Here is an 11555-nt window from a genome sequence, read left to right as displayed (position 1 = left end):
ATCAGCCGAAATAACTCAGAAGGGTATTAATCACCGTACGCTGGTTAACAGGCGCGAGGTTGTAGAACAGTGGCAGGCGAAGCAAACGCTCACTTTCTTTGGTGGTGTAACGATCTTCACCCGCAAACGTGCCAAACGCTTCGCCGGCCGGGCTGGAGTGCAGCGGGATGTAGTGGAACACCGCCATAATTTCGGCCTCTTTCAGCCAGGCGATGAGCTCGCTGCGGTCGTCGTTATCGCGCAGCTTGATGTAGAACATATGCGCGTTGTGGACGCAATCCGCCGGGATGGTCGGCAGCTCAATACGCCCGGCTTTGGCCAGAGGCTCAAGCGCATCATAATACGTTTGCCACAGGGAAAGACGCTGAAGGTTGATACGTTCCGCCGCTTCCAGCTGCGCCCACAGATACGCCGCCTGCAGATCCGCCATCAGATAGCTGGAGCCGATATCGCGCCAGGTGTATTTATCTACCTGTCCACGGAAGAACTGGCTGCGGTTGGTGCCTTTTTCGCGGATCACTTCCGCACGCTCCACGAGAGCCCGGTCGTTAATCAGCGTCGCGCCACCTTCTCCACCCGCCGTGTAGTTTTTGGTTTCGTGGAAGCTGAAGCAGCCAATGTGGCCGATCGTGCCCAGCGCGCGTCCCTTGTAGGTGGACATCACGCCCTGCGCGGCATCTTCCACCACGAACAGATTATGTTTTTTGGCGATGGCCATGATGGTGTCCATTTCACAGGCCACGCCCGCGTAGTGAACCGGCACGATCGCGCGCGTTTTGTCGGTGATCGCCGCTTCAATCAGCATCTCATCAATGTTCATGGTGTCCGGGCGGATATCCACAAAGACGATTTTCGCTCCGCGCAGGACAAAGGCGTTTGCGGTGGAAACGAAGGTATAGCTCGGCATAATCACTTCATCACCGGGCTGGATATCCAGCAGCAGCGCCGCCATTTCCAGCGATGCCGTACAGGATGGGGTCAGCAGCACTTTGGCGCTGCGAAAACGCTGTTCCATCCACTGCTGACAGCGACGGGTAAAACCGCCGTCACCACAGAGTTTGCCGCTGCCCATGGCAGACTGCATATAGTCGAGTTCAGTTCCGACAACGGGTGGTGCGTTAAATGGAATCATCTTGTCACCTGTATAACCAGTAGGCGGTGGCGTCGATGTTGGCACCACTCGCAATATAACGTTTAAGCGCGGCGGTGTTGCCCAGTTGGGTCGCGACCCGCAGCGTCGCAAGCTGTTGCTGCTGCGCCCAGTGCAGCGCCGCCTGCATGAGTTTCTCACCCATGCCGCGCCCGGCTAATAAGCCGATACGCGCCTCGCGCTCGTTGAGCTTACGCAGCGAGACGAACCCCTGGATTTGACCGTCCCCTGCACGGAAAACCAGGCAGACGTGGTCAAAGGTGCCTTTGACCGCATTCTCTATCCACTGGGCATAGAAACGTCCGCTATCGTCAGGCGCATACCAGGGCGCACGAAAGCGGCTCTGAGCAAACGCCTGGGCCGCCATCTGACGCAGCACGGGGATGTCCTGCTCTGTTGCAATTTCCGCGCCGGACGCATCGTGCCGGGTAAGGGTAATGGAAAGGTCTACCTCACCTTCAACCAGCTGAAAGCCGTGTTGCTGGAGCGCATCAAGCAGATCGGCACGCTCGGCCGGGATCTTAGCCTGCACCCGTTGCCAGGCGATAAAATCCGGTTCAGCCAGCACCGGCGCATCATCGCGCAGACGCACGATGGCCGACGGCAGGCCGAAAAAGGCACTCTCCCACTGCAGGGACTCGAGCACCCCATTCAGGCTGTTCAACGCCAGACACCTTTGGTATCCACAATATACTGCTGACGAACGGCATCGCCGGACGTCGCTTTAAACTCTTTATGATCTACCAGCAGCACCAGCACGTCCGCCGTCGTCAGCGCGTCGTCCAGCGCCGTCAGCGTGCAGTGCCCCGCCAGTTTTGCCGGTAATTCATGGATATTCGGCTCAACCACCAGCGTTTCACCCTTGTGCCATTCGGCAATCATCTCGGCAATTTCCATCGCCGGGCTTTCACGCAGATCGTCAATATTGGGTTTGAATGCCAGACCAAAGCAGGCAATTTTCAGCTCGCTGGCGCGCTTGCCGCTCTCTGCCAGACAATCCGCTACCGTCGCTTTAACCTGATTGAGCACCCAGTGAGGCTTGCTGTCGTTCACTTCACGCGCGGTGCGAATCAGACGCGCCTGCGCCGGATTTTGCGCCACGATAAACCACGGGTCGACGGCGATACAGTGTCCGCCCACGCCCGGACCTGGCTGGAGAATGTTCACACGCGGATGGCGATTCGCCAGACTAATCAGCTCCCAGACGTTAATCCCCTGATCGGCGCAGATCAGCGACAGTTCGTTCGCAAAGGCGATATTGACGTCGCGGAAGCTGTTTTCCGTCAGCTTGCACATCTCGGCGGTGCGGGAGTTGGTCACCACGCACTCACCTTCCAGGAAAATCTTGTACAGCGCGCTGGCACGTTCGGAACAGACGGGCGTCATTCCGCCAATGACGCGGTCGTTTTTAATCAGTTCGACCATGACCTGGCCCGGCAGCACGCGCTCCGGACAGTAGGCGATGTTGATATCCGCCTGCTCCCCCGCCTGCTGCGGGAAGCTTAAATCAGGGCGCGCGTCGGCCAGCCACTGTGCCATCTGCTCGGTAGCGCCGACCGGAGATGTTGATTCCAGGATCACCAGCGCCCCTTTCTTCAGCACAGGCGCGATGGATTTTGCCGCCGCCTCGACGAACGCCATGTCGGGCTCGTGGTCGCCTTTAAATGGAGTGGGGACGGCAATCAGGTAGGCATCCGCTTCAACTGGCGTCGTGCTGGCACGCAGGAAGCCCCCCTCCACCGCCTCTTTCACCACGCGGTCAAGATCGGGCTCCACAATATGAATCTCGCCACGGTTAATGGTTTCTACCGCCCGTGCGTTGATATCCACACCGACAACCTGTTTCTGACGAGAGGCGAACGCGGCCGCAGTAGGCAAGCCAATGTAGCCAAGACCGATGACAGAGATGGTAGTAAAACTCATAGCGATACCCGATTGTGTTTAAGTGCTTGCAAAATACGGCCACAAGCCTGCCCGTCTCCGTACGGATTATGGGCCCGGCTCATCGCCTGATACGCTTCATCGTCATGCAGCAGGCGCGTGACCTCTTCGACGATGAGCTGCGCGTTGGTGCCGACCAGCCGCACCGTACCGGCTTTGACGGCTTCCGGACGTTCGGTCGTTTCACGCATCACCAGCACCGGTTTGCCGAGGGATGGCGCTTCTTCCTGAATGCCGCCGGAATCGGTGAGGATCAGCCAGGCGTGGTTCATCAGCCAGACAAACGGCATGTAGTCCTGAGGTTCAATCAGAAGGACATTGTCGACATGGCCCAGGATCCGGTTAACCGGCTCGCTGACGTTAGGGTTAAGGTGTACTGGATAGACAATTTGCACATCGTCGTTCTGCGCGGCGATTTCAGCCAGCGCGTGACAGATTTGCTCGAAACCCCGGCCAAAGCTTTCGCGACGGTGGCCAGTAACCAGAATGGTTTTTTTGCCGTTGTGAAGGAACGGATAGCGGGCAGCGAGCTCTTTTTGAAGATCGCTGTTTGCCAGGACGCGGTCACGTACCCAGATTAACGCGTCAATGACCGTATTGCCGGTCACAAAGATTTTGTTATCGGCGATATTTTCACGCAGCAGGTTCTGACGCGAGTTTTCCGTTGGCGCAAAGTGGTACATCGCCAGATGACCCGTTAACGTGCGGTTGGCCTCCTCCGGCCACGGCGAATAAAGATTGCCGGTACGCAGACCCGCCTCCACATGCCCCACGGGAATTCGCTGGTAAAACGCGGCCAGGCTTGTCGCCACGGTTGTGGTGGTGTCACCGTGAACCAGCACCACGTCAGGCTTGAATGACTCCAGGATCGGCTTTAGCTCTTGCAGAATGCGACAGGTTATTTCCGTTAATCCTTGCCCCGGTTTCATAATATTAAGGTCGTAATCCGGGACGATGGAGAAGAGCGTTAAAACCTGATCGAGCATCTCACGGTGTTGGGCAGTGACGCACACTTTCGCTTCAATATCAGGATCGCAGGCCAGCGCATGAACCAGAGGTGCCATCTTAATGGCCTCCGGCCTGGTGCCAAATACGGTTAGTACTTTCACATCGATTCTCTTCGATTAGGCGATGAAGGCCGCAGCCTTCATCGTAGACGGCGTTCTTAGTTTTTGCGACGACGCGTTAACGCCACGCCAGCGCCCGTCAGTGCGCCTACAATCCCCCACATAATCATCAGGAATGCACGACGCGGACTATCGCGTTTTACAGGTTCTTCAGGCGTTCGCAAATAACGATAGGTCTGAAAACGCGGGTCCAGAGATGGACCGACATTAAGCGTATTGAGCATCGCGCGATTTTGATCGTAATCGAGGTCAAAATCAGGACCGACGGCCTGGAGGTTTTCCAGACGCGCCTGCAACATAGGGCGACCAAGGAGGAACATCTCTGAATCAGGCAGCTCATCGGCCGGCACGTCAGTCTCAGTACGGGAAATATTGCGCTGTTCCGCAATTTTCAGCGCCTGCTCAATGTTATGCACACGGCGACCGAAAATGGTATTCGCCACCTCTTCCTGACGTTTCACCTGGGCTTTCATCTGGATGGTACGAGCCGCCCAGGCACCTTTAAGCTCTTCGTTAAGATGGCTTGCGGCACGCTGGCTGGCAAACGCGACGTACTGACGCAACAGGTTGTTGGCATCCGGCGCGGTTTCTGCAATCAGCTTGACGCTGTCATTCACGTTACGCAGCGCGTCGCCCGGCATAAACTGAATATTGTTAATCAGATCGTCCAGCAGGGCGGCGTCGGCTTTTGTATTATCAACCCGACGCTGCTTGTAGTAATCCGTCTGGGACCAGAAATCGCGTCGGGTATCCCACGAAGCCAGCTGCATCACAAACTCTTTATAGGCTTCATCCATAACGGAAGCCTGGTCTGGCGTTGCAAGACTGGCTTTGATGTCCAGGTTACGCAGGAATTGCTGCTGGGAATAGTATCCCCCGAGCATGTTAACCGTTGGCTTGTCTGTGATTGCCGTGGCGCTCCACTCTTGTTTTGCAAAGAACGTATAGGCCAGCGCTAACAGTGCAAACCCCAGCGCGATCCCCGCAATCCAAAGTTTGCCTGCCCATAACACGCGAAACAAACCCCGAATATCCAGTTCATTCTCAGTTACCACTGATTTCGCTCCCGCCAACGGTTGAGTCATCATAGTCCCGGTTTTACTTAGTTAATGTTGTGTTTTTGCCACTGTTACGACGCATCCTGCGTTTAAGACGTTTAATAAATCGCGCCACTTTCCATGCGCGTTTAATGCAGTAGCCGTACAGGAAAAATGCCAGCAAGAATAATGCCAACATAACCCACTCAGGAATAATATGAGAATATTCTGCAGCTACACCAATCGCGGCCAAAATAGCGGCGGCCAGAGTAATCAGCACAAACGCCTGACGAGAAGTAAAACCCGCACGCATGATGAGATGATGAATATGTTGGCGGTCAGGAGAGAAAGGACTCATCCCTTTGCGCAGGCGGCGATACATAATCGCCACCATATCCATTAATGGAATGGCAATAATCCACAGCGCGGTTACGGGACTTATCGGATGGGTTTGGCCCTGTGTGGTTTCAAGCAGGATCCAGATAACCGTAAAACCAATCAGCGTACTGCCCGCGTCTCCCATAAAGACTTTATAGCGACGGCCCAGCACACCGAGATTTAAGAGGATATAAGGCAGAATGGCGGCAATCATGGCAAAACACCACATTGCCAGACTGTACTGACCATCAAACCATAAAATAATGCCGATAGCGGCGAACGAGACGGATGACAACCCACCGAGCAGGCCGTCAATGCCATCCACCATGTTGAAAGCATTGATTGCCGCCCAGACGGCAAAGAGTGTCAGGAAGAAGCCAAATGGACCCAGGACTAGCTCCCAGGGGCCAAATACATAGCCTAGGCTTCGCAGATACAGTCCGCCCACTACCATCATCACCACGCCAATCGCCGCCTGAACGGTAGCGCGTATTTTCACCGCAATATCGAACCGGTCATCAAGGGCCCCGACTAACACCAGAACACCGGCGCAGGCAATGTAGAGGGCGGCATGCGGGATATAATAATCGGCAATACCAAACGTGAAGCAAATCCCTGCGTAAACAGAAATCCCGCCGACTAAAGGAATAAGTCCCTGATGGCGTTTACGAAAATTTGGCTTATCCACCAACCCTATTCGTTTTGCCACCTTGCGCGCAATGAACAAAAAACAGGTTGTGAATAAAAAAATACTGATCAGTTCAGTAACGGCGGTGAATAGATTCACAATGGATTGCTCTCAACAAATGTTAGTCCCGGAAGTATAACCATGAAGCCACAGCCTCAGAAGTAATAAAGATGGCTTCTGACTACTCCCTTTGTATATTTTTCAATCAATTATTTCTTTAGCTGCACAAACGACCCTATTGTCGCACCGACCGGTCAAAATTGGGAGTAGATGGTACTAGCGTATAGTCCATAAAAGAAAAACGCCACGTAAAAACGTGGCGTTCGCTGGCTTTATTTGCGTTACGAGCGTTTCATCATGTCGAAGAAATCGTCGTTGGTTTTGGTCATCGCCAGTTTGTTAATGAGGAACTCCATCGCGTCAATTTCACCCATTGGATGGATGATTTTGCGCAGGATCCACATTTTCTGCAGCTCTTCCTGCGTGGTGAGCAGCTCTTCTTTACGGGTACCGGAACGGTTGTAGTCGATAGCCGGGAAGACGCGTTTTTCAGCGATTTTACGAGAAAGATGCAGTTCCATGTTACCTGTACCTTTAAATTCTTCGTAAATTACTTCGTCCATTTTAGAACCGGTATCGATCAGCGCCGTCGCGATGATGGTCAGGCTGCCGCCCTCTTCCACGTTACGTGCGGCACCGAAGAAGCGTTTCGGGCGATGCAGGGCGTTAGCATCCACACCACCGGTCAGTACTTTACCTGACGCAGGAACGACGGTGTTATAGGCACGCGCCAGACGGGTGATGGAGTCAAGCAGGATGATCACGTCTTTCTTGTGCTCAACCAGGCGTTTCGCCTTCTCGATAACCATTTCCGCAACCTGAACGTGGCGAGATGCCGGTTCGTCGAAGGTAGAAGCAACCACTTCACCTTTAACCAGACGCTGCATCTCGGTCACTTCTTCCGGACGTTCGTCAATCAGCAGCACCATCAGCACGCAGTCTGGGTGGTTATAGGCAATGCTCTGCGCGATGTTCTGCAGCAGCATGGTTTTACCCGCCTTCGGCGGTGCCACAATCAGACCACGCTGGCCGCGACCAATTGGTGATGCCAGATCCAGAACACGCGCGGTTAAGTCTTCAGTTGAACCGTTACCACGCTCCATGCGCAGGCGAGAGTTCGCGTGCAGCGGCGTTAAGTTCTCAAAGAGGATCTTATTACGCGAGTTTTCCGGTTTGTCGAAGTTAACTTCATTGACTTTCAACAGCGCAAAGTAGCGTTCACCCTCTTTAGGAGGACGAATCTTACCTGAAATGGTGTCACCAGTGCGGAGGTTGAAACGGCGGATTTGGCTGGGGGATACATAGATGTCGTCAGGGCCGGCGAGGTAGGAGCTGTCTGCAGAGCGGAGGAAACCAAATCCGTCTTGCAATATCTCCAGCACACCGTCGCCAAAGATATCTTCGCCACTCTTAGCGTGCTGCTTCAGGATGGCGAAAATGATGTCCTGCTTGCGCATACGGGCCTGGTTTTCCAGGCCCATATTTTCGCCGAGAGTGATCAGCTCAGAAACCGGCGTATTCTTTAATTCGGTAAGATTCATAATGGTGTGGGTTCTTAAACTCGGGGTGATTCTCGAACTTAATGTTGTGAATGGTATGGCAGGGTCATCCATGCCTGTTTAGCGGCCATCAACTCATGTCTGTTCGCTGTCTGGTCACAGGGAAAGAACGCAGAACTGAAACGACAAGACGGATTGAGTGACAAGCCCGGAATTTAGCCACTTCACGCACTGTTCATGTTAACAACGGGAAGTATCGGGTAAAACAAGATTCAAACAACAAGATATGTTTAAAACGAAGTCATAGCTAACTTAGCACGACTTCAGCCGGGCGTCCAGAGTTCCACATCATTTAGCCGGGAGCCCTGAACGCACAGCGGAGAAACCTTACGCCAGGTTAGCGTCCAGGAACTCTTTCAGTTGACCTTTGGACAGTGCGCCCACTTTGGTCGCTGCCACTTCGCCGTTTTTGAACAGCAGAAGGGTTGGGATGCCACGGATACCGTATTTTGGTGCGGTGCCCGGGTTCTGGTCGATGTTCAGCTTGGCAACGGTCAGTTTGCCCTGATATTCGTCAGCGATCTCATCCAGAATCGGGGCGATCATTTTGCAAGGACCACACCATTCAGCCCAGAAATCGACGAGGATCAGCCCGTCAGCCTTAAGTACGTCCGTGTCAAAACTGTCGTCAGTCAGGTGAATAATTTTATCGCTCATATATAACTCCACAGGAATAAGCCTGGTACGTTGGTTTTGTCTCCACCAACGACGTGTTGATGTCGCATTAACCAACTAAAGGTTGACTTTATTTCACCGGATACGCTTTCGTAAAGCAATAGTAAGCTGATATTCTACCACACTATGAGCAAAACACATTTAACAGAACAGAAGTTTTCCGACTTCGCGCTGCACCCGAAGGTGATTGAAGCCCTTGAAAATAAAGGGTTTCATAACTGCACGCCCATTCAGGCCCTCGCGCTGCCGCTGACGCTGGCCGGTCGCGATGTTGCCGGGCAGGCGCAAACCGGTACCGGCAAAACGATGGCGTTTTTAACGTCAACGTTTCATTATTTACTTTCTCACCCAGCGATTGCAGACCGCAAAGTTAACCAGCCGCGCGCGCTAATTATGGCCCCGACGCGAGAACTGGCGGTACAGATCCACGCAGACGCTGAACCCCTGGCGCAGTCTACCGGACTGAAGCTTGGCCTGGCCTATGGCGGCGACGGCTACGATAAGCAGCTGAAAGTGCTGGAAAGCGGTGTGGATATCCTGATCGGTACCACCGGCCGTCTTATCGATTACGCCAAACAGAACCACATTAACCTCGGCGCAATCCAGGTTGTGGTGCTCGATGAAGCTGACCGCATGTACGATCTGGGCTTCATTAAAGACATTCGCTGGCTGTTCCGCCGCATGCCGCCGGCCAATCAGCGTCTGAACATGCTGTTCTCCGCTACCCTTTCTTATCGCGTACGCGAGCTGGCGTTCGAACAGATGAACAACGCCGAATATGTAGAAGTGGAACCGGAGCAGAAAACGGGTCACCGCATTAAAGAAGAGCTCTTCTACCCTTCCAATGAAGAGAAAATGCGTCTGCTGCAAACGCTGATTGAAGAAGAGTGGCCAGATCGCGCCATTATCTTCGCGAACACCAAACACCGTTGTGAAGACATCTGGGGCCATCTGGCTGCAGACGGTCACCGTGTTGGTCTGCTGACCGGCGACGTGGCGCAGAAAAAACGCCTGCGTATTCTTGAAGAGTTTACCCGTGGCGATCTCGATATTCTGGTCGCAACCGACGTTGCTGCTCGTGGTCTGCACATTCCGGCCGTGACGCACGTCTTTAACTACGATCTGCCAGACGACTGCGAAGACTACGTACACCGTATCGGTCGTACCGGTCGTGCGGGCGCAAGCGGTCACTCGATTAGCCTTGCGTGTGAAGAGTATGCGCTGAATCTTCCAGCCATTGAGACGTATATCGGTCACTCTATTCCGCAGAGCAAATACAATCCGGAAGCGCTGTTAAGCGAACTGCCGCCGCCTAAGCGTCTAACCCGCCCACGCTCCGGCAATGGTCCGCGTCGTTCAGGTGGCGCGCCGCGTAATCGTCGTCGTTCAGGTTAAGAAAATATGCTCAGCTCCACCTCGCTTTATGCGGCAATTGATCTCGGTTCGAATAGTTTTCATATGCTGGTTGTGCGCGAGGTGGCGGGAAGCATACAAACGCTGACGCGCATCAAGCGCAAGGTCCGCCTCGCGGCGGGCCTGAGCAGCGATAATCACCTCTCCCCTGAAGCCATGGAACGTGGCTGGCAGTGTCTGCGGCTCTTTGCCGAACGTCTGCAGGATATCCCGCACGCCCAAATCACCGTGGTCGCCACTGCGACACTCCGCCTGGCGGTCAACGCCGTGGATTTCATCGCCAGAGCGCAGGAAATTCTGGGTTGTCCGGTACAGGTTATCAGCGGTGAAGAAGAGGCTCGCCTGATTTACCAGGGCGTTGCGCACACCACGGGAGGTGACGATCGCCGTCTGGTGGTGGATATCGGCGGTGCCAGTACCGAGCTTGTGACCGGCACCGGCGCGCAGGCAACGTCGCTGTTCAGCCTGTCGATGGGCTGCGTGACCTGGCTTGAGCGCTACTTTACCGATCGGAACCTGGCGAAAGAGAACTTCGACGAGGCAGAAAACGCCGCGCGCGAGGTATTACGCCCGGTGATGGACGAGCTGCGCTATCACGGCTGGAAAGTCTGCGTGGGTGCCTCGGGTACCGTGCAGGCTCTGCAGGAAATCATGATGGCGCAGGGAATGGACGAGCGGATTACGCTTGCCAAACTTCAGCAGCTGAAACAGCGCGCTATTCAGTGCGGACGCCTGGAAGAGCTGGAAATTGAAGGCCTGACGCTGGAACGCGCGCTGGTCTTCCCGAGCGGGCTGGCTATTCTTATCGCCATTTTCACTGAGCTGAACATCCAGTGTATGACCCTGGCCGGCGGCGCGCTGCGCGAAGGTCTGGTCTACGGGATGTTACATCTGTCGGTCGATCAGGATATCCGCAGCCGTACCCTGCGCAACGTTCAGCGTCGTTTTCTGGTTGATATCGATCAGGCAGGACGCGTATCGCAGCTGGCGTCACGCTTCGCCGATCAGGTTGCTAACGTCTGGGATCTTGACCATCTGAGCCGGGATTTACTGCTGAGCGCCTGTGCGTTACATGAAGTGGGGCTGAGCATTGATTTTAAGCAGGCACCTGCTCATGCAGCGTATCTGGTGCGAAACCTGGATTTACCGGGCTATACGCCTGCGCAGAAAAAATTGCTGGCCACGCTGCTGCTGAACCAGACCAACGCCGTCGATCTCTCCTCTTTGCATCAGCAAAACGCCGTACCGCCCCGCGTGGCCGAGCATCTGTGCCGCCTGCTGCGTCTGGCGATCCTGTTTGCCAGCCGCCGCCGCGATGATTTGCTGCCGGCCATTAATCTGGTGGCCGATGACGAGAAGCTTTCGCTGACGCTGCCGGAGAACTGGATTGATCGTCACCCGTTAGGGGCAGAGATGATCGAGCAGGAGTGCCAGTGGCAGAGCTACGTGCACTGGGTGCTTGAGGTAAAGTAATACGCTGAACAGTACCGGGTGGCGGCTTCGCCTTACCCGGCCTACAACCCCTTC

Annotated in this window: 10 protein-coding genes; 2 read left to right on the top strand and 8 right to left on the bottom strand. The window is 54.7% G+C overall.

The window, feature by feature from the left end:
• Position 1: 1 nt before the first annotated feature.
• From rffA to trxA, 8 genes are all read right to left on the bottom strand, one after another.
• Positions 2-1132, bottom strand: a complete 1131-nt coding sequence (rffA, locus tag QMN93_RS20205; protein WP_182382893.1) for a dTDP-4-amino-4,6-dideoxygalactose transaminase — start codon at positions 1130-1132, stop codon at positions 2-4.
• 4 nt (positions 1133-1136) lie between these two features.
• On the bottom strand, positions 1137-1814 hold the full coding sequence (gene rffC, locus QMN93_RS20200) for a dTDP-4-amino-4,6-dideoxy-D-galactose acyltransferase (protein ID WP_182382892.1): 678 nt from the start codon (positions 1812-1814) through the stop codon (positions 1137-1139).
• Positions 1811-3073 carry a UDP-N-acetyl-D-mannosamine dehydrogenase gene (wecC, locus tag QMN93_RS20195; protein ID WP_182382891.1) on the bottom strand — a complete coding sequence of 421 codons (1263 nt, stop codon included), beginning with the start codon at positions 3071-3073 and terminating at the stop codon, positions 1811-1813. Before wecC ends, rffC begins: the two co-directional genes overlap by 4 nt.
• Entirely contained in the window at positions 3070-4200 is a 1131-nt protein-coding gene (gene wecB, locus QMN93_RS20190; RefSeq protein ID WP_039264262.1) for a non-hydrolyzing UDP-N-acetylglucosamine 2-epimerase, read from the bottom strand. The genes wecC and wecB overlap by 4 nt, the downstream gene beginning before the upstream one ends.
• Before the next feature lie 56 nt (positions 4201-4256).
• Positions 4257-5303 carry an ECA polysaccharide chain length modulation protein gene (gene wzzE / locus QMN93_RS20185; protein WP_033146914.1) on the bottom strand — a complete coding sequence of 349 codons (1047 nt, stop codon included), beginning with the start codon at positions 5301-5303 and terminating at the stop codon, positions 4257-4259.
• Positions 5304-5316: 13 nt separating this feature from the next.
• On the bottom strand, positions 5317-6420 hold the full coding sequence (wecA, locus tag QMN93_RS20180; RefSeq protein WP_023309645.1) for a UDP-N-acetylglucosamine--undecaprenyl-phosphate N-acetylglucosaminephosphotransferase: 1104 nt from the start codon (positions 6418-6420) through the stop codon (positions 5317-5319).
• A 242-nt stretch (positions 6421-6662) separates the two neighbouring features.
• Positions 6663-7922, bottom strand: coding sequence for a transcription termination factor Rho (gene rho / locus QMN93_RS20175; protein ID WP_008501566.1), 1260 nt, complete (start codon positions 7920-7922; stop codon positions 6663-6665).
• 345 nt (positions 7923-8267) lie between these two features.
• Positions 8268-8597, bottom strand: coding sequence for a thioredoxin TrxA (trxA, locus tag QMN93_RS20170; protein WP_006179218.1), 330 nt, complete (start codon positions 8595-8597; stop codon positions 8268-8270).
• A gap of 144 nt (positions 8598-8741) precedes the next feature.
• Between trxA and rhlB the strand changes: the two genes are divergently transcribed.
• On the top strand, positions 8742-10010 hold the full coding sequence (gene rhlB, locus QMN93_RS20165; protein ID WP_023309646.1) for an ATP-dependent RNA helicase RhlB: 1269 nt from the start codon (positions 8742-8744) through the stop codon (positions 10008-10010).
• 6 nt (positions 10011-10016) lie between these two features.
• Positions 10017-11501: a guanosine-5'-triphosphate,3'-diphosphate diphosphatase gene (gene gppA / locus QMN93_RS20160; protein ID WP_048975637.1), complete on the top strand. Its 1485-nt coding sequence runs from the start codon at positions 10017-10019 to the stop codon at positions 11499-11501.
• Positions 11502-11555: the final 54 nt, after the last annotated feature.

Source organism: Enterobacter sp. R-1.6.2 (assembly GCF_035064085.1).
In the GTDB taxonomy this organism is placed as follows: Bacteria; Pseudomonadota; Gammaproteobacteria; order Enterobacterales; family Enterobacteriaceae; genus Enterobacter; species Enterobacter asburiae_B.
This window is presented reverse-complemented; position numbering and strand designations above follow the sequence as displayed.

Coding starts and splice junctions, on each gene's coding strand:
- rffA (WP_182382893.1), bottom strand. CDS start 1,132: ATGATTCCATTTAACGCACCACCCGTTGTCGGAACTGAACTCGACTAT.
- wecC (WP_182382891.1), bottom strand. CDS start 3,073: ATGAGTTTTACTACCATCTCTGTCATCGGTCTTGGCTACATTGGCTTG.
- wzzE (WP_033146914.1), bottom strand. CDS start 5,303: ATGACTCAACCGTTGGCGGGAGCGAAATCAGTGGTAACTGAGAATGAA.
- rho (WP_008501566.1), bottom strand. CDS start 7,922: ATGAATCTTACCGAATTAAAGAATACGCCGGTTTCTGAGCTGATCACT.
- trxA (WP_006179218.1), bottom strand. CDS start 8,597: ATGAGCGATAAAATTATTCACCTGACTGACGACAGTTTTGACACGGAC.
- rhlB (WP_023309646.1), top strand. CDS start 8,742: ATGAGCAAAACACATTTAACAGAACAGAAGTTTTCCGACTTCGCGCTG.
- gppA (WP_048975637.1), top strand. CDS start 10,017: ATGCTCAGCTCCACCTCGCTTTATGCGGCAATTGATCTCGGTTCGAAT.